The organism is Klebsiella sp. JN_Kp121, assembly GCF_040062145.1.
Classification (GTDB): Bacteria; Pseudomonadota; Gammaproteobacteria; order Enterobacterales; family Enterobacteriaceae; genus Klebsiella; species Klebsiella aerogenes.
Genome location: NZ_JBEAHX010000029.1, coordinates 57,433 through 75,088 on the forward strand (window position 1 = coordinate 57,433; position 17,656 = coordinate 75,088).

General features: G+C 56.9%; 16 protein-coding genes. 11 read left to right on the plus strand and 5 right to left on the minus strand.

The features are described from left to right. Positions 1 to 150: 150 nt before the first annotated feature. Both aas and lplT read left to right on the plus strand, forming a co-directional pair. Complete coding sequence (gene aas / locus ABLU86_RS20120) at positions 151 to 2,310, plus strand: bifunctional acyl-ACP--phospholipid O-acyltransferase/long-chain-fatty-acid--ACP ligase (RefSeq protein ID WP_015703330.1); 2,160 nt, start codon at positions 151 to 153, stop codon at positions 2,308 to 2,310. Beyond that, positions 2,303 to 3,496 (plus strand): lysophospholipid transporter LplT, encoded by a 1,194-nt coding sequence (gene lplT / locus ABLU86_RS20125; RefSeq protein ID WP_020078036.1) that lies wholly within the window; start codon positions 2,303 to 2,305, stop codon positions 3,494 to 3,496. The genes aas and lplT overlap by 8 nt, the downstream gene beginning before the upstream one ends. Before the next feature lie 85 nt (positions 3,497 to 3,581). On the opposite strand, the gene ABLU86_RS20130 is transcribed toward lplT, so the two are convergent. The 5 genes from ABLU86_RS20130 to ABLU86_RS20150 all read right to left on the minus strand — a co-directional run bounded on the left by ABLU86_RS20130 (position 3,582) and on the right by ABLU86_RS20150 (position 6,917). Then, a complete protein-coding gene (locus tag ABLU86_RS20130) occupies positions 3,582 to 4,622 on the minus strand; it encodes an NADP(H)-dependent aldo-keto reductase (RefSeq protein WP_015369921.1) in 1,041 nt (346 codons plus the stop codon). Positions 4,623 to 4,874: 252 nt separating this feature from the next. Further along, complete coding sequence (locus tag ABLU86_RS20135; protein WP_004867116.1) at positions 4,875 to 5,093, minus strand: YgdI/YgdR family lipoprotein; 219 nt, start codon at positions 5,091 to 5,093, stop codon at positions 4,875 to 4,877. Between the two features lie 123 nt (positions 5,094 to 5,216). Next, positions 5,217 to 5,930, minus strand: a complete 714-nt coding sequence (locus tag ABLU86_RS20140) for a TerC family protein (RefSeq protein ID WP_015369923.1) — start codon at positions 5,928 to 5,930, stop codon at positions 5,217 to 5,219. 62 nt (positions 5,931 to 5,992) lie between these two features. Beyond that, the gene (mutH, locus tag ABLU86_RS20145) at positions 5,993 to 6,688 is read right to left on the minus strand and encodes a DNA mismatch repair endonuclease MutH (protein WP_015369924.1); all 696 of its coding nucleotides are present in this window, start codon (positions 6,686 to 6,688) and stop codon (positions 5,993 to 5,995) included. 64 nt (positions 6,689 to 6,752) lie between these two features. Continuing rightward, positions 6,753 to 6,917 (minus strand): hypothetical protein, encoded by a 165-nt coding sequence (locus ABLU86_RS20150; protein WP_223575784.1) that lies wholly within the window; start codon positions 6,915 to 6,917, stop codon positions 6,753 to 6,755. A 453-nt stretch (positions 6,918 to 7,370) separates the two neighbouring features. On the opposite strand from ABLU86_RS20150, the gene rppH reads away from it, so the two are divergent. From rppH to recC, 9 genes are all read left to right on the plus strand, one after another. Next, positions 7,371 to 7,901 (plus strand): RNA pyrophosphohydrolase, encoded by a 531-nt coding sequence (gene rppH, locus ABLU86_RS20155; RefSeq protein WP_015703328.1) that lies wholly within the window; start codon positions 7,371 to 7,373, stop codon positions 7,899 to 7,901. Positions 7,902 to 7,913: 12 nt separating this feature from the next. After that, complete coding sequence (ptsP, locus tag ABLU86_RS20160; RefSeq protein WP_015369927.1) at positions 7,914 to 10,160, plus strand: phosphoenolpyruvate--protein phosphotransferase; 2,247 nt, start codon at positions 7,914 to 7,916, stop codon at positions 10,158 to 10,160. 405 nt (positions 10,161 to 10,565) lie between these two features. Beyond that, positions 10,566 to 11,441, plus strand: a complete 876-nt coding sequence (gene lgt, locus ABLU86_RS20165; RefSeq protein WP_015369928.1) for a prolipoprotein diacylglyceryl transferase — start codon at positions 10,566 to 10,568, stop codon at positions 11,439 to 11,441. Between the two features lie 6 nt (positions 11,442 to 11,447). Then, positions 11,448 to 12,242: a thymidylate synthase gene (gene thyA / locus ABLU86_RS20170; RefSeq protein WP_015369929.1), complete on the plus strand. Its 795-nt coding sequence runs from the start codon at positions 11,448 to 11,450 to the stop codon at positions 12,240 to 12,242. A gap of 186 nt (positions 12,243 to 12,428) precedes the next feature. Next, positions 12,429 to 12,893, plus strand: a complete 465-nt coding sequence (locus ABLU86_RS20175; RefSeq protein ID WP_348796373.1) for a prepilin peptidase-dependent protein — start codon at positions 12,429 to 12,431, stop codon at positions 12,891 to 12,893. Next, positions 12,884 to 13,447, plus strand: a complete 564-nt coding sequence (locus tag ABLU86_RS20180) for a prepilin peptidase-dependent protein (RefSeq protein ID WP_047039399.1) — start codon at positions 12,884 to 12,886, stop codon at positions 13,445 to 13,447. The genes ABLU86_RS20175 and ABLU86_RS20180 overlap by 10 nt, the downstream gene beginning before the upstream one ends. After that, a complete protein-coding gene (locus tag ABLU86_RS20185; protein ID WP_042897652.1) occupies positions 13,444 to 13,851 on the plus strand; it encodes a DUF2509 family protein in 408 nt (135 codons plus the stop codon). The genes ABLU86_RS20180 and ABLU86_RS20185 overlap by 4 nt, the downstream gene beginning before the upstream one ends. Beyond that, on the plus strand, positions 13,836 to 14,159 hold the full coding sequence (locus tag ABLU86_RS20190; protein WP_045414422.1) for a prepilin-type N-terminal cleavage/methylation domain-containing protein: 324 nt from the start codon (positions 13,836 to 13,838) through the stop codon (positions 14,157 to 14,159). Before ABLU86_RS20185 ends, ABLU86_RS20190 begins: the two co-directional genes overlap by 16 nt. A 12-nt stretch (positions 14,160 to 14,171) precedes the next feature. Continuing rightward, positions 14,172 to 17,543, plus strand: a complete 3,372-nt coding sequence (gene recC / locus ABLU86_RS20195; RefSeq protein ID WP_045387101.1) for an exodeoxyribonuclease V subunit gamma — start codon at positions 14,172 to 14,174, stop codon at positions 17,541 to 17,543. Positions 17,544 to 17,656: the final 113 nt, after the last annotated feature.

Genomic DNA, 17,656 nt, shown 5'->3' on the forward strand with positions numbered 1-17,656 from the left:
TCTTAAGTACGCACTTCGTACTGATTATCTTGCACCGGCCTGCGCGGATGCGCAGGTTTTTTTTATTCTGAATTTTATCCCCCCACACTGCTTTTCCCCGCCTTCTCATGTAACCTGCTTGGATTACTAAATCAGCCACGCGGAGTCGTTATGCTGTTGGGATTTTTTCGATTACTGTTCAAAGGATTGTACCGGGTGCGATTGACCGGAGACACTCAGGCGCTTTATCAGGAAAAAGTATTAATAACGCCCAATCATGTCTCATTTCTCGACGGTATTTTACTGGCGCTCTTTCTGCCTGTGCGGCCGGTGTTTGCGGTCTATACCTCGATTAGCCAGCGCTGGTTTATGCGGGCGCTGACGCCGCTTATCGACTTTGTTCCGCTGGACCCCACCAAACCGATGTCAATTAAGCATCTGGTGCGCTTGATTGAGCAGGGACGCCCGGTGGTTATCTTCCCGGAAGGGCGTATTTCGGTCAGCGGTTCGCTGATGAAAATCTATGACGGCGCGGCGTTCGTGGCGGCGAAGTCGAAAGCGACCATTGTACCGCTGCGAATTGAAGGCGCCGAACTTACGCCGTTCAGCCGCCTGAAGGGACTGGTAAAACGCCGCCTGTTTCCGCGTATTCAGCTCCATTTACTGCCGCCGACGCATCTGCCGATGCCGGAGGCGCCGCGCGCCCGCGATCGGCGAAAAATCGCCGGCGAAATGCTGCACCAGATCATGATGGAAGCGCGAATGGCGGTGCGCCCGCGTGAAACGTTATATGAGTCGCTACTGGCGGCGCAGGACCGCTTTGGCGCGCGCAAAAACTGCGTGGAAGATATTAATTTCCAGCCGGATACCTACCGTAAACTGTTGACCAAAACGCTGTTCGTCGCGCGTATTCTGGAAAAATACAGCGCGCAGGGCGAGAAAATCGGCCTGATGCTGCCTAACGCCGGTATCAGCGCGGCGGTGATTTTCGGCGCGATTGCCCGCGGGCGAATCCCGGCAATGATGAACTATACCGCCGGCGTCAAAGGACTCAGCAGCGCGATTACCGCCGCGGAAATCAAAACCATTTTTACCTCCCGTACCTTCCTCGATAAGGGCAAACTCTGGCACCTGCCTGAGCAGTTGACTCAGGTGCGCTGGGTGTTTCTGGAAGATCTGAAAGGCGATGTCACTACTGCCGACAAGCTGTGGATATTTGGTCATCTGCTGGCGCCGCGTCTGGCGCAGGTCAAGCAGCAGCCGGAAGATGCGGCGATGATCCTCTTTACCTCCGGCTCGGAGGGGAATCCAAAAGGGGTGGTGCATAGCCATAAAAGCCTGCTGGCTAACGTCGAACAGATTAAAACCATCGCCGATTTTACCGCCAACGACCGCTTTATGTCGGCGCTGCCGCTTTTCCACTCCTTCGGCCTGACGGTCGGCCTGCTGACGCCGCTATTCACCGGCGCGGAAGTATTCCTCTATCCAAGCCCGCTGCACTATCGGGTGGTGCCGGAGCTGGTTTACGATCGTAACTGTACCGTTTTGTTCGGCACCTCAACCTTCCTCGCCAACTATGCCCGCTTTGCCAACCCGTATGATTTTTATCGCCTGCGCTATGTGGTGGCAGGGGCGGAAAAACTGCAGGACAGCACCAAGCAGCTGTGGCAGGACAAATTTGGTCTGCGCATCCTTGAAGGCTACGGCGTGACCGAATGCGCGCCGGTGGTCTCCATCAACGTCCCGATGGCGGCGAAAGTCGGCACCGTCGGGCGCATTCTTCCGGGAATGGATGCCCGATTGCTGGCGATGCCGGGCATCGAACAGGGAGGCCGACTGCAGTTAAAAGGGCCTAACATCATGAAAGGCTATCTGCGGGTAGAAAACCCCGGCGTGCTGGAAGCGCCGACGGCGGAAAACCAGTACGGTGAAGTGGAGAGCGGCTGGTACGACACCGGCGATATCGTCGTCTTTGACGAACAGGGCTACGTCCGCATTCAGGGCCGCGCCAAGCGCTTCGCCAAAATCGCCGGCGAGATGGTCTCGCTGGAGATGGTCGAGCAGGTCGCTTTGGCGGTCTCGCCAGACAAAATGCACGCCACGGCCATTAAGCAGGACGCCAGCAAAGGCGAGGCGCTGGTGCTGTTTACCACCGATAATGAACTCAATCGCGAAAAGCTGTTGCGCTACGCACGTGAACATGGCGTACCGGAACTGGCGGTGCCGCGCGATATTCGTTGGCTGAAACAGCTGCCGGTACTGGGCAGCGGCAAGCCGGACTTTGTCACCCTGAAAGGCATGGTAGAAGAGGCGGAGCATTCAAATGAGTGAGTCAGTGCACACTAACGCTTCACTGTACTCGAAAGGGATGATGGCGGTGATCTGCGCCCAGTTCCTGTCGGCCTTCGGCGATAATGCGCTGCTGTTCGCCACCCTGGCGCTGATGAAACAGCTCTACTATCCGGAGTGGAGCCAGCCGGTGTTGCAGATGTTGTTTGTGGGCGCTTACATTCTCTTTGCGCCGTTTGTCGGTCAGTTTGCCGATAGCTTCGCCAAAGGCCGGGTGATGATGGTCGCTAACGGCCTGAAGCTGCTCGGCGCCGGGTGTATTTGCTTTGGCGTCAATCCGTTTATCGGTTATACGCTGGTGGGTGTTGGCGCGGCGGCCTATTCGCCGGCGAAATACGGTATTCTGGGCGAACTGACCACCGGCGATAAGTTAGTGAAGGCTAACGGACTGATGGAGTCGTCGACCATCGCGGCTATCCTGCTGGGGTCGATGGCGGGCGGCATTCTTGCGGACTGGCACGTGCTGGCGGCGCTTATCGTTTGTGCGCTGGTTTATGGCGGCGCGGTGGTCGCTAACCTGTGGATCCCGAAACTACCGGCGGCTCGTCCTGGGCAGTCGTGGCGTTTCAGGCCGATGACCCATAGCTTCTTCAGCGCCTGTAAAACGCTGTGGCGTAATAGCGAAACGCGTTTCTCGTTGATGGGCACCAGCTTGTTTTGGGGCGCGGGGGTGACGCTGCGCTTTCTGCTGGTGATTTGGGTGCCCGTAGCGCTTGGGATCACCAGCAACGCGATGCCGACCTACCTCAATGCGATGGTCGCCGTCGGGATTGTGGTTGGCGCTGGCGCGGCGGCGAAGCTGGTAACGCTGGAAACCGTCTCGCGCTGTATGCCCGCCGGGATATTGATTGGCGTCGCGGTGATTGCCTTCGCGGTGCAGCAGTCGCTATTGCCAGCATTTGGCCTGCTGCTACTGCTCGGTGTGTGCGGCGGCTTCTTTATTGTGCCGCTGAATGCGCTGCTGCAGGAACGCGGGAAACATACCGTTGGCGCAGGTAACGCGATTGCGGTACAGAACCTCGGCGAAAACGTGGCGATGCTGCTCATGCTGGGGCTGTACTCGCTGGCGGTCAGCGTTGGGATCCCGCCGGTTGGCGTGGGGATAGGGTTTGGCGCGGTCTTTGCGCTAGCCATCGCCGCATTGTGGTGGTGGGGACGGCGTAAATAACGCCCCGGAGGGGGACGGACTCACAAATGTCTGCTCTCCCGTAGCCCGGGTAAGGCGTTTACGCCGCTACCCGGGTTTTACCCTCTTAAGGCGCCGGGTAGGTATATACCTTATGCACCGCTTCAATCTCCGCTAACACCTCTTCGCTCAGTTCAAGATGCAAACTTTCGACGTTGGTCTTGAGCTGCTCCATGGTCGTGGCCCCGAGCAGGGTGCTGGCGACAAATGGCTGGCGGCGCACAAAGGCCAACGCCATTTGTGCCGGATCGAGATTGTGGCGTTTGGCAATGTCTACATAAGCGGCCACCGCTTTCTGTGCCTGCTCGCCGCTGTAGCGGGTAAAGCGGCTGAATAGCGTATTGCGTGCGCCAGCCGGCTGCGCGCCGTTGAGGTACTTACCGGTTAGCGTACCGAACGCCAGGCATGAATACGCCAGCAGCTCTACGCCCTCATATTGGCTCACTTCCGCCAGCCCCACTTCGTAGCTGCGGTTAAGCAGGCTGTACGGGTTTTGAATCGTGACGATGCGTGGTAGGTCGTGCTTATCGGCCAGGTGCAGATAGCGCATGACGCCAAAGGCGGTTTCGTTAGAGACGCCGATATAGCGAATTTTCCCGGCGCGCTGGAATTCGGTGAGGGCTTCCAGCGTATCGAGCAGGGTGACCACCGGCGCGGAGTCGCTCCAGGTATAGCCCAGCTTGCCGAAACAGTTGGTCTGGCGCTGTGGCCAATGTACCTGATAGAGGTCGAGATAATCGGTTTGCAGACGCTTCAGGCTGTCGTGCAGCGCGTCGCGAATGTTTTTGCGATCCAGCGCGTGGTTCGGGCGAATGCTGCTGTCGTTATTGCGCGCCGGGCCGCTGACTTTAGAGGCGATAACCAGCTTTTCGCGGTTGCCGCGTTTTGCCAGCCAGTTGCCGACGTAGGTTTCGGTCAGACCCTGGGTTTCCGGGCGCGGCGGGACAGGATACATTTCGGCGACATCAATCAGGTTAATTCCCTGACTTACGGCGTAGTCGAGCTGTTCATGAGCGTCGGCCTCGCTATTTTGTTCACCAAACGTCATTGTGCCCAGCCCTAGCGTGCTGATTTCAAGAGAACTGTGTGGGATACGGTGATACTGCATAGCCGGCTTCCTTATTTTTATCAACAAGGTCAGGAGTTTCCCGACAAAACTATCTCCCCACAAACTTCAAAGCGCTTGCAGGCTGATGGGAATAACAACATGGCAGAGGGAGAGAAAAAGAGAAAGGGAAAATATCAAAAAAGCCGGGTCTGGAGATCCTGAAGGGGGTTGCCCTGGGATATAGCAGGGGGATCCCGACTCTTTTCTGTTGCTGTGGTTGTCGGAAATTATGCTTTTAACCGACGAAAAAGCTTAACGCTTAATAATTTGTGACACGTCGTCGCGGTTGATCTGCATTTTATTGCCTTGCTGATCTTCGTAGCTTATCAAACCGGTGTCATCGTCAACCGCCGGTTTACCGTCGGTAAGAATCATACGTCCGTCTTTTGTCGCCATGACATAATCGCTGCTGCAACCGGAAACCGAGAACGCCAGTCCTACGGCGGAAATCAATACTGCCCATTTTTTCATCGTCATTACCTCTCTTATGGCCGCACCTCGTACCAGTATATTAATAGCCTGATTTGTGAGACATAAAAAGCAGTAAAGTCTTAAAAAGAATTGCAGCCCGCTTCCGGACTGCAATTTTGTGGCTTACAGCGGGTTTTTCTTATTGCGCATCAGGTTGAGGGTTTCGACCGCAATGGAGAAGAACATCGCGAAGTAGATGTAACCTTTCGGCACATGCACATCGAAGCTCTCCAGCATCAGGGTGAAACCGACCAGGATCAGAAACGACAACGCCAACATTTTGACCGACGGGTGACGGTCAACGAAGTCGCCGATCGGACGTGCGGCAAACATCATCACCCCAACCGCAATCACCACCGCGGCCATCATAATAAACAGATGATCGGAGAGGCCGACGGCGGTGATGACTGAATCAAGACTGAAGATGATATCCAGCAGCATGATCTGCACGATGGCGCCAAAGAACGAGTGGACGTTGCTTTTAAGACCTTCTTCCTCGCCTTCAATCGATTCGTGGATCTCTTTACTCGCTTTCCAGATCAGGAACAGGCCACCGAGCAGCAGGATCAGGTCGCGAAATGAGATCTCCTGACCGAATACGGTGAAGAGTGGATTGGTGAGCTTAACGACCCAAGCGATAGACGCCAGCAGGCCGAGACGCATCAGCATTGCACCCATCAGCCCGATACGCCGCGCATGGGCGCGTTGGGCGGTGGGCAACTTAGCGACAACCAGAGAGAGAAAAATAATATTATCGATCCCGAGAACGATCTCCAGCAGCGTCAGCGTGCCGAGCGCCAGCCAGGCGTTAGGATCGGTTATCCATGCAAATAACATTGTTCAAAGTCCTGCAAAAATAAAGTCGTAATTATATGCAGGCGTTGCGGCAGAACAAAAAATTATTCATGCCCTAATAGAAAATGACGCGCCAGCAGTGCGGCGGTAAAGTTCTTTTTCAGATAAAAGCCGCGCGGCAAAGTGAGGATTGGCTCGCCGTGGGCGCCGATCGCTTCCGTTAGCGCCTTGCTGTTGGCCGCTTTAGGGCGCAGTTGCAATACCTCGCCGTGGCGGGCGGTGATGCGTTCAACCTGGCCGAGTACGATCAAATCCATCAACTCTTCCCAGTCCATGCGCAGCTGGCGATCTTCTTCCTCGTCTGGCGTCCATAATAGCGGCGCGCCGACGCGGCGTTGCGCGAGCGGGATCTCGCGTTCGCCTTCTACCGGGATCCACAATACGCGCTGTAGCTTATGCCGCACGTGGCTGCTTTCCCAGGTCACGCCGCTATTGCCGGTTAGCGGCGCCACGCAAACAAATGTGGTCTCCAGAGGACGGCCCTGACGGTCAATGGGGATGGTTTTCAGCTCCACGCCTAAGGCGGCGAAATCCTGCTCCGGTTTGCTCCCGGCGCTGGCGCCCAGCCAAATTTCCAGCAGAATGCCAATCCAGCCTTTATCGCGTTTCAAATCGCGGGGAATGGGGACCCCCGCCAGCGCCGCCAGTTCACCCAGCGAATAACCCGCCAGCCGCTGGGCCTGAGCAAGAAGTTGCTCCTGACTTTGCGGCGGAGCGGTAAGTGGAGCAATGGCTGGCATGATGGAAAACCTCTGGTTAAAAAGTGAGCGCTATTTTTATGCGTTGTGGATAGAGTTTACCTTTTTATGGGTAACTATACCAATGTGATGATTTATATATGTTTTTTGTCCCGTTTCTTCGCTTGTGAAAACAGTGAAAACGGGTTTTCCAGAACTGGTCACTGACAATGAACAGGATCTTACACCATGTTATCCACAGAAAAATGGGATAACTGGGGAAAAGCCCCACTACTGGTTCGATTTACAGCCTTGACGTGCGACGAAAATCGAATTTTTAGACAAAATGTGCCCGACGAGTGTGCTTTATCTGTGGATAAAAGCGGCATTGTTCGATCTTTCATCAGTTGCCGGATCGCATATGTGATGATCATCACGTTATGCTGTAATTTGTCGGTGTGAACTATGATAACTTAATGAATAGTATGTCATTATTAAGAAGCCCTATCTCTACGTCGTTCGGACTACTCTGGGTTTTCCCTGGTTAATTCCGTACTTCTTCACAACTCTATCCACAGAAAAAGTGAATAAAATGGCCCGGGGATGGCGTTCACTGTTTATAACTCGGGTGATTACTGTGAGTTATTCAAATGTTATTCGTTATCACGCCACACAGAGAGTGGTTTACCGTTTCCAATGAGTGTGAAACAATCATTCACATTGAAGCTTATTTTGAGGTAGTCCGGTGATTGATGACGATGGCTACCGCCCAAATGTCGGCATTGTAATCTGTAACCGCCAGGGCCAGGTGATGTGGGCCCGGCGCTATGGTCAGCACTCGTGGCAGTTCCCGCAAGGGGGCATTAATCCAGGCGAGTCCGCCGAGCAGGCAATGTATCGGGAATTGTTCGAAGAGGTTGGGTTAAGCCGCAAAGATGTGCGGATCCTGGCCTCAACCCGTAACTGGCTGCGTTACAAGCTGCCTAAACGTTTGGTGCGTTGGGACACAAAGCCGGTTTGTATCGGTCAGAAGCAGAAGTGGTTTCTTCTACAACTGGTCGGCAGCGATACGGCTATTAATATGCAAACCAGCAGTACACCTGAGTTTGATGGCTGGCGATGGGTAAGTTACTGGTACCCGGTTCGTCAGGTGGTGTCGTTTAAGCGCGACGTTTACCGCCGGGTGATGAAAGAGTTCGCGGGTGTGACAATGTCGCTCGCTGAAACCACACCAAAGCCACAAAGCGCGCCTGCTTATCGACGTAAAAGAGGTTAAGCCACGCACATTATGCTCACTCGGTTGCGAGAAATAGTCGAGAAGGTCGCCAGCGCGCCGCGTTTAAACGAGGCGCTGGATATCCTGGTGACGGATGTCTGTAAAGCGATGGAAACGGAAGTTTGTTCGGTTTATCTGGCTGACAACGATCGACGCTGCTATTACCTGATGGCCACGCGCGGGCTGAAAAAACCCCGTGGGCGCACAGTCGCACTCGCATTTGATGAAGGTCTTGTCGGCCTGGTGGGGCGGCTGGCCGAACCTATCAACCTCGCCGATGCGCAGAAGCATCCCAGCTTTAAATACATCCCGGCTGTTAAGGAGGAGCGTTTTCGCGCCTTCCTTGGCGTGCCGATCATCCAGCGGCGTCAGCTGCTGGGTGTGCTGGTAGTCCAGCAGCGTGAGCTGCGCCAGTTCGATGAAAGTGAAGAGTCCTTCCTTGTCACCCTCGCCACCCAGATGGCCGCGATTCTCTCCCAATCACAGTTAAATGCGCTGTTTGGGCAGTATCGTCAGACCCGCATCCGCGCGCTGCCGGCATCATCCGGGGTGGCGATTGCCGAAGGCTGGATGGATGCCAGCCTGCCGTTGATGGAGCAGGTCTACGAGGCCTCGACGCTGGACACCGCTTCCGAGCGCGAACGTCTCACCGGCGCGCTGGAAGAGGCGGCGAATGAGTTTCGTCGCTACAGCAAGCGCTACGCCGCCGGGGCGCAAAAAGAGACGGCGGCTATTTTTGACCTCTATTCGCACCTGCTATCCGATGCGCGCCTGCGCCGTGAGCTATTCGATGAAGTCGACAAGGGCTCCGTCGCCGAATGGGCGGTGAAAAAGGTCATTGAAAAATTTGCCGAGCAGTTTGCCGCCCTCAGCGATGGCTATCTGAAAGAGCGGGCGGGGGATTTACGTACTCTCGGGCAGCGGCTGTTGTTCCATCTCGACGACACCACCCAGGGACCGAATACCTGGCCTGAGCGCATTATCCTGGTGGCCGACGAACTGTCGGCAACCACGCTTGCGGAAGTGCCGCAGGACCGCTTGGTCGGGGTGGTGGTGCGCGACGGCGCGGCCAACTCCCACGCGGCGATCATGGTGCGCGCGTTGGGTATTCCGACGGTAATGGGCGCCGATATTCAGCCGTCGCTGCTGCATGGCCATATGCTGATCGTTGATGGTTATCGCGGCGATCTATTGGTCGATCCCGAACCGGTGCTGCTGCAGGAATATCAGCGGTTAATCAGCGAAGAGAACGAACTGAGCCGGCTGGCGGAAGACGATCTCGAACGCGCTTCCGAACTGAAAAGCGGCGAACGGGTAAAAGTGATGCTCAACGCCGGCCTGAGCCCGGAGCATGAAGAGAAACTCGGCAGCTTTATCGATGGTATCGGGCTTTACCGCACCGAAATTCCGTTTATGTTGCAAAGCGGCTTCCCCTCCGAAGAGGAGCAGGTCGCCCAGTATCAGGGCATGCTGCAGATGTTTAACAGCAAGCCTGTAACCCTGCGTACGCTGGATATTGGCGCCGATAAGCAACTGCCGTATATGCCGATCAGCGAAGAGAACCCGTGCCTTGGCTGGCGCGGGATCCGTATTACGCTCGATCAGCCGGAGATCTTCTTGATCCAGGTGCGCGCCATGCTGCGCGCCAATGCCGCCACCGGCAACCTCAGCATACTGCTGCCGATGGTCACCAGCCTCGAAGAGGTTGACGAAGCCCGCCGCCTGATTGAGCGCGCCAGCCGTGAAGTCGAAGAGATGATTGGTTACGCTATTCCGCGCCCGCGCCTTGGGGTGATGCTGGAAGTGCCGTCTATGGTCTTTATGCTGCCGCAGTTGGCAAACCGCATCGACTTTATCTCGGTCGGCACCAATGACCTGACGCAATACATCCTCGCGGTCGACCGCAATAATACCCGCGTCGCCAATATGTACGACTGCCTGCATCCTGCGGTATTGCGGGCGCTGGCAATGATCGCTCATGACGCCGAGCGTTTTGGTATCGATCTGCGCCTGTGCGGCGAAATGGCGGGCGACCCGATGTGCGTCACTATCCTGGTAGGACTCGGCTATCGCCATTTGTCGATGAACGGCCGTTCGGTCGCGCGCGTGAAATATCTGCTACGCCGTATCGATATCGAAGAAGCGCAGGAGCTGTCACGGCGCAGTCTGGAAGCGCAGATGACCACCGAAGTGCGCCACCAGGTGGCGGCGTTTATGGAGCGCCGCGGTCTCGGCGGCCTGATCCGCGGCGGACGGTAACGTAGTTAACGTAGGTCGGGTAAGGCGTTAGCCGCCACCCGACAAAAAACGGCACCGCGAGTAGTGCTGTAGCCCCGGTAAGCGGCAGCGCCACCGGGGGATTTTGAGATCGCCAGCACCAGTAGTATCAGCCATCATGGTGAATAAATTAAAGGCAGGTCGCACGGACCGTAGGTCGGGTAAGGCGTTAGCCGCCACCCGACAAAAAAACGGCACCGCGAGTAGCGAGCCCGGGGAAAAAACCGCACGCTGTTAGCATCCGTATACATATCTTTTACACGTTCAGCGCGGATCGCACTACACGCTTATGCTATCATTCGCCTCCTTCGGAGTGCCCGTTTTAAGCGGGCACGGATCATCACCGCTGTCCACTTTCGGCGGAATAACAAGTCTTTATGGTGACAGATGAATAGTGGCTACCTGCATTTTCCGGAGTTCGATCCGGTAATATTTTCCATTGGACCGGTCTCTCTCCACTGGTACGGCTTAATGTACCTGGTTGGTTTCGTCTTTGCGATGTGGCTGGCCACCCGTCGGGCCAATCGTCCGGGCAGCGGCTGGACGAAAAATGAAGTGGAAAACCTGCTCTACGCGGGCTTCCTCGGCGTATTCCTCGGCGGCCGTATCGGCTATGTGATGTTCTACAACCTGCCGGTCTTCCTTAGCGACCCGCTATATCTGTTCCGCGTCTGGGATGGCGGCATGTCGTTCCACGGCGGCCTGATCGGCGTGATTCTGGTGATGATTATCTTCGCCAAACGCACCAAACGCACCTTCTTCCAGGTCTCCGATTTCATCGCGCCGCTGATCCCGTTTGGCCTCGGCGCCGGGCGTCTGGGCAACTTTATCAACGGTGAACTGTGGGGCCGCGTTGACCCGAACTTCCATTACGCGATGATTTTCCCGGGCTCGCGCGCTGAAGATCTGGCGCTGCTGCCGTCGCACCCGGAGTGGCAATCATTATTCGATACCTACGGCGCGCTGCCGCGTCACGCCTCGCAGCTTTATGAGCTGGCGCTGGAAGGCGTGGTGCTGTTCCTGATCCTGAACCTGTTTATCCGTAAACCGCGCCCGACCGGTTCCGTTTCCGGCCTGTTCCTGATTGGCTACGGCCTGTTCCGCATTATCGTGGAATTCTTCCGTCAGCCGGACGCGCAGTTTACCGGCGGCTGGGTACAGTACATCAGTATGGGGCAGATTCTTTCGATCCCGATGGTGCTTGCGGGTATCATTATGATGGTTTGGGCTTATCGTCATCGTCCGCAGCAACAAAACTCTTGAGGAACCATGAAACAGTATCTTGATTTGATGCAGAAAGTGCTCGCTGAGGGCACGCCAAAAAATGACCGCACCGGCACTGGCACCATCTCTATCTTCGGCCACCAGATGCGTTTTAACCTGCAGGAAGGCTTCCCGCTGGTGACCACCAAGCGCTGTCATTTACGCTCCATCATCCATGAACTGCTGTGGTTCCTGCAGGGCGACACCAACATTGCCTATCTGCACGAAAATAACGTCACAATCTGGGACGAGTGGGCGGATGAGAATGGCGATCTGGGGCCGGTCTACGGCAAACAGTGGCGCTCCTGGCCCGCGCCGGACGGCCGCCATATCGACCAGATCAGCACGGTCATGGAACAGCTGAAAAACGACCCCGACTCTCGCCGTATCATCGTGTCGGCATGGAACGTCGGTGAGCTGGATAAAATGGCGCTGGCGCCGTGCCACGCGTTCTTCCAGTTCTACGTCGCCGACGGCAAGCTCTCCTGCCAGCTGTATCAGCGCTCCTGTGACGTGTTCCTCGGCCTGCCGTTCAACATCGCCAGCTATGCGCTGCTGGTGCATATGGTGGCGCAGCAGTGCGATCTGCAAGTGGGCGATTTTGTCTGGACCGGCGGCGACACTCACCTGTACAGCAATCACCTGGAGCAGACCAACCTGCAGCTGAGCCGCGAACCGCGTCCGCTGCCGAAGCTGGTCATTAAGCGCAAACCGGCGTCGATTTTCGACTACCGTTTTGAAGACTTCGAAATTGAAGGTTATGACCCGCATCCGGGTATTAAAGCGCCAGTGGCGATTTAACCTCTCTGTAGTGATGACAAACCGGCGCCAGCAGCGCCGGTTTTTTTATGCCCTTTGCAGAGTTTTGCGAGCCTGATTCCTGACGCCGCTCAACATCCTGCAACTGGCGAATTTTTTCCCGAGCCGCGACGCGAACCGTAGATTTACCATTCGAATGGATGGTCAGAGCAACGCATACTCGACGCCATGAACAGACAGCATGGCTACACCCTAATTGAAATGCTGGTCACCATGATGCTGGTGGTCATCCTCAGCTCCAGCGGTATGTACGGCTGGCAGCGCTGGCAACAGCAACAGCGCCTGTGGCAGGTCGCCTGTCAGGTGCGCGATTATCTCGTGCTGCTGCGCGATGACGCCAACTGGCACAACCGCGAGCGCGTCATTCGCGTCGGACAATCGCCCGCCGGCTGGTGTCTGAGCGCAAGCGGCGTGGAGGCTGGCTGTCACGCGAAAACACCTTTCACCCTGCAGCCGCTATGGCCGGGGATTACGCTGCAACATTTGACGGCGGGCATTGGTTTTTACGGCCTGCGCAACAGCGCCTGGGCCGGCCATATCCTGCTGCAAAGCGATGGCGGAGCGTGGCGGATTGTTGTCTCTAACTGGGGGCGCATACGCCTGTGCCGGGAAGAGGAGGAATTATGCCAGTAGCGGCGCGTGGTTTTTCGCTCATTGAAACGCTGATTGCCATGGCGATTGGCGCGGTATTACTGCTCGGAGCCGCTCGTTTCCTTCCGGCGCTACAGCGCCAGGTTCTTCGCCAAACGCAGCAGCAGGCGCTGGAAAATGAGCTATGGCAGCGGGTCTATGCATTAGCCAAACATTTGCAGCGCGCCGGATATTGCGCAGGTCAATGTCATGGTCAGGCGCTGGTGATTGCCAGCGGCGGGCAGTGCGTCATCGTTCGCTGGGATGGCAACAGCAACGGCATTTGGGAACTGGCGCCGGAGGCCGATGCCGATTCCACCGGTTTTCGTCTGCGCGATGGGGCGCTGGAAACGCGGCGCGGCGTCGCTGACTGCGGCGGTAAAAATTGGGAGAAAATGACCAATCCCGCCGCTCTCACGGTCACGCGCTTTCACGTTGAGCGGCAGGTGATAAGCGGGTTTTCTCCTGAACTTATCGTTACCCTGGGGGCGCAGGCGCAATCGGACTCGCGTATTTCCGCCGAGGCGCAATATCGGGTGACGGGGTTCAACCTGTGAAACGCCAGCGCGGAGTTTCATCGCTGCTGATGGTGCTGCTGTTACTGGCGCTGGGCAGCCTGCTGTTGCAGGGGATGAATCAGCAGCAGCGATCTCTGCTGGCGCAGGTGAGCGCCGAAACCCAGGCGATTCGCGATACGGCCGCCGCGCAGTCGGCGCTGCAGTGGGGCAAAGGGGTGAACTGGCCGCTGCAGAGCGATGTGGTGTGTCAACAGGAAAACAGCCAACGCTGGCGAGCGTGCCTGCGGCTTTTTAATGATGGCCGCGCGCTGCTTATCGCCGGCAGCGGCACAGTACAGCTGTGGCAGTCAGCATGGGTTGAACAGGGCGTGCTGCGCTATTTAGCGCATGGCTGGAGCGATTTTTGCCCGTTAATGGAGAGTGCGTTATGCCTGATGCCGTAGCGCGCCAGCGCGGTTTTAGCCTGGCGGAGTCATTATTAGCGATGGCGCTGTTAATCATGACCATCGCGGCACTTGGCGGTTATCACCGCGGGCTGGCCAGCGGCGCCGCTCAATTGAACGCCTTCCGCCAGCAGTGGCGGGAGGCGTGGCGCTTTAGCCAGCTCGTTCCCCCGGCACAGCCCGCGCAAGGGCAAATAAGCCGCTTGCAGACATCCAGGCAAAGTTGTGTCAGCATCACGGTAACGATCACCATGCCCGCCGCTAAGCGGGTGCAGATGAACCGGCTACATTGTCCGGCAAATCAGTAGTCAGGAGCGAATATGTTAAGGGTGTACCACTCAAACCGTCTGGATGTGCTTGAAGCGTTGATGGAGTTTATCGTCGAGCGCCAGCGGCTGGATGACCCTTTCATGCCGGAAATGGTGCTGGTGCAAAGTACCGGTATGGCGCAATGGTTGCAAATGACGCTGGCAAAGCGCTTCGGTATTGCGGCGAATATCGAGTTTCCGCTGCCGGCCAGCTTTATCTGGGATATGTTCGTTCGCGTGCTAGACGATATTCCCGGCGAGAGCGCCTTCAGTAAACAGAGCATGAGCTGGAAGCTAATGACTCTGCTACCGCAGTATCTCGACGATGACGCCTTCACATTGCTGCGCCACTATCTGAGCGATGACAGCGACAAGCGTAAGCTGTTCCAACTAGCCGCGCGGGTAGCCGACCTGTATGACCAGTATCTGGTCTATCGCCCGGAGTGGCTGATGCGCTGGGAGGCCGATGAACGGGTTGACGGGCTGGGCGACGCTCAGCAGTGGCAGGCTCCGCTGTGGAAAGCGTTAGTCGAATACACCGCGGAGCTTGGGCAACCGCTGTGGCACCGCGCTAATCTGTACCAGCGCTTTATCAGCGCGCTGGAAAATGCTGACCAGCCGCCAGCCGGATTGCCGTCGCGGGTCTTTATCTGCGGTATCTCCGCGCTGCCGCCGGTGTATTTGCAGGCCCTGCAGGCGCTGGGCAAGCACGTCGATGTCTATGTACTCTTCACTAACCCCTGTCGCTACTACTGGGGCGATATTAAAGATCCGGCGTTTCTTGCCAAACTGATGTCGCGCCAGCGCCGCCACCACCGCGAGGCGCGCGAGCTGCCGCTGTTCCGCGACACCGAACAGGCGCCGGGGTTGTTTAATGATGATGGCGAGCAGGATGTTGGCAACCCGCTGCTGGCCTCGTGGGGTAAGCTCGGGCGCGATTATATCTATCTGCTGGCCGGGCTGGAGCGCTATGAAGAGCTGGACGCCTTTGTCGATATCGCCCCCGATAACCTGCTGCATAACCTTCAGGCCGATATTCTGGATCTGCGCAACGCCGCGGTGGCAGGGCGCACCGCGCAAGAGTTCGCCAGCAGTAAGAGTAAGCGTCCGCTGGCGACTGACGACCGCAGCCTGGCTATCCACGTCTGCCATAGCCCGCAACGCGAAGTGGAAGTGCTGCATGACCGGCTGCTGGCGATGCTGGAAGAAGACCCGGAGCTGACGCCGCGCGATATTATCGTCATGGTCGCCGATATCGACAGCTACAGTCCCTATATTCAGGCGGTATTCGGCGCAGCGCGCGGCGAACGCTGGCTGCCGTGGGCGATTTCCGACCGTCGGGCGCGGGAATCGCACCCGGCGCTACAGGCGTTTATCACGTTGCTTTCTCTGCCGGATAGCCGTTTCGCCAGTGAAGATGTGCTGGCGCTGCTGGATGTGCCAGTGCTGGCGGCGCGCTTCAATATCAATGAAGAGGGGCTACGCTATCTGCGTCAGTGGGTCAATGAATCCGGCGTACGATGGGGTATGGATGACGACAACGTGCGCGAAATGGATCTCCCGGCGACCGGTCAGCACACCTGGCGTTTCGGTTTAACACGTATGCTGCTGGGATATGCGATGGACAGCAGCCAGGGCGAGTGGCAGTCGGTGCTGCCCTATGATGAATCCAGCGGGCTGATTGCCGAACTGGTGGGGAATCTCGCTTCGCTGCTGATGCAGCTCAATCTGTGGCGCCGCGGTCTGGCACAGGATCGCCCGCTGACAGAGTGGCTGCCGGTGTGCCGCGATCTGCTCACGGATTTCTTCCTGCCAGACAGTGAAACCGAAGCGGCGCTGGCGCTGATTGAACAGCAATGGCAAGCCATCATCGATGGCGGGTTGGATGCGCAGTACGGGGCTGCCGTGCCGCTATCGCTGCTGCGCGATGAGCTGGCGCAGCGCCTCGATCAGCAGCGCATCAGCCAGCGTTTCCTGGCCGGGCCGGTGAATATCTGCACCCTGATGCCGATGCGTTCTATTCCCTTCAAAGTTGTCTGCCTGCTGGGGATGAACGACGGCGTCTACCCACGCACCCTCGCGCCGCTGGGTTTCGATTTAATGAGCCAAAAACCGCAGCGCGGCGACCGTAGCCGTCGCGACGACGACCGCTATCTGTTCCTGGAAGCGCTGATGTCGGCAGAACAGAAGCTATACATCAGCTATATCGGCCGCTCTATTCAGGATAATAGCGAGCGTTATCCTTCGGTGCTGGTACAGGAACTGGCGGACTATATCGGTCAGAGCCACTGTCTTGAAGGCGATGAAGCGCTGGACTGCGATGCCAGCGAACGCCGCGTTAAAGAGCACATTACCCATCTGCATACGCGCATGCCTTTTGATGCCGCCAATTACCTGCCGGATGAAGATCAGAGCTATGCAAGAGAGTGGCTGGCCGCCGCCAGCCAGCAGGGAGAGGCGCATAGTGAATTTATCCAGCCGCTTGCGCCGCTCGATATCGACACGCTGCCGTTCGAACAGCTGTTACGCTTTTGGCAGCATCCAGTGCGCGCTTTCTTCCAGCAGCGTTTGCGGGTGAATTTCCGCTCTGAAGAGAGCGAGATCCCCGAAGATGAGCCTTTCGTGCTTGAAGGGCTAAGCCGTTACCAGTTGAACCAACAGTTGCTGAATACGCTGATTGAACAGCAGGATGCGTCAGCGATGTATCGTCGTTTTCGTGCGGCGGGTGAGCTGCCTTTTGGCGCGTTTGGCGAACTGGCGTGGGAGGCGCAGCGTCAGGAAATGCAGAACCTGGCTGAGCGGGTTATCGCCAGTCGTCAGCCCGCGCAAAGTATGGAGATCGACCTGCAGTGCAACGGTATCAATCTCACCGGCTGGCTACAGCAGGTACAGCCGGATGGGTTATTGCGCTGGCGTCCATCGCTGCTGAGCGTCTCTCAGGGCGTGCAACTTTGGCTGGAACATCTTGTCTATTGTGCTAGCGGCGGTCTCGGCGAAAGTCGCTTGTTCGTGCGCAAGGAAGGCGAATGGCGTTTCCCGCCGCTGGCGGCGGAGCAGGCGCAGGCGTATCTGAATGAGCTGGTAGAAGGCTACCTGCAGGGGATGTCAAAACCGCTACTGCTGTTGCCGGAAAGCGGCGGCGCGTGGCTAAAAGCCTGTTACGACGCGGAAAAGGATGTCATGTTAATGGATGACGAAACGCAACAAAAAGCGCGTAGCAAGTTCCTTCAGGCCTACGAAGGTAATATGGTGGTGAGCGGCGAAGGTGCCGATATCTGGTACCAGCGCCTGTGGCGCACCCTTGAGCCTGCGTACTATGAAGAAATTATCGCGCAGGCGCAGCGTTATCTGTTGCCGATATTTCGTTTCCATCAGTCCGAATAAAATTGTAATAGTATAAAAATTGCGCAAAAGAAGGTTGTTCATTTATTATGCGCAGCGAATCACGGACTGATGTTTTAAATACCCGGAAGATGGCCGGAGCCTGATGATGGGTA

Coding starts and splice junctions, on each gene's coding strand:
- ABLU86_RS20190 (WP_045414422.1), top strand. CDS start 13,836: ATGCCTGATGCCGTAGCGCGCCAGCGCGGTTTTAGCCTGGCGGAGTCA.
- ABLU86_RS20130 (WP_015369921.1), bottom strand. CDS start 4,622: ATGCAGTATCACCGTATCCCACACAGTTCTCTTGAAATCAGCACGCTA.
- ptsP (WP_015369927.1), top strand. CDS start 7,914: ATGCTCACTCGGTTGCGAGAAATAGTCGAGAAGGTCGCCAGCGCGCCG.
- lgt (WP_015369928.1), top strand. CDS start 10,566: ATGAATAGTGGCTACCTGCATTTTCCGGAGTTCGATCCGGTAATATTT.
- ABLU86_RS20140 (WP_015369923.1), bottom strand. CDS start 5,930: ATGTTATTTGCATGGATAACCGATCCTAACGCCTGGCTGGCGCTCGGC.
- mutH (WP_015369924.1), bottom strand. CDS start 6,688: ATGCCAGCCATTGCTCCACTTACCGCTCCGCCGCAAAGTCAGGAGCAA.
- ABLU86_RS20135 (WP_004867116.1), bottom strand. CDS start 5,093: ATGAAAAAATGGGCAGTATTGATTTCCGCCGTAGGACTGGCGTTCTCG.
- lplT (WP_020078036.1), top strand. CDS start 2,303: ATGAGTGAGTCAGTGCACACTAACGCTTCACTGTACTCGAAAGGGATG.
- ABLU86_RS20175 (WP_348796373.1), top strand. CDS start 12,429: ATGAACAGACAGCATGGCTACACCCTAATTGAAATGCTGGTCACCATG.
- thyA (WP_015369929.1), top strand. CDS start 11,448: ATGAAACAGTATCTTGATTTGATGCAGAAAGTGCTCGCTGAGGGCACG.
- recC (WP_045387101.1), top strand. CDS start 14,172: ATGTTAAGGGTGTACCACTCAAACCGTCTGGATGTGCTTGAAGCGTTG.
- aas (WP_015703330.1), top strand. CDS start 151: ATGCTGTTGGGATTTTTTCGATTACTGTTCAAAGGATTGTACCGGGTG.
- ABLU86_RS20180 (WP_047039399.1), top strand. CDS start 12,884: ATGCCAGTAGCGGCGCGTGGTTTTTCGCTCATTGAAACGCTGATTGCC.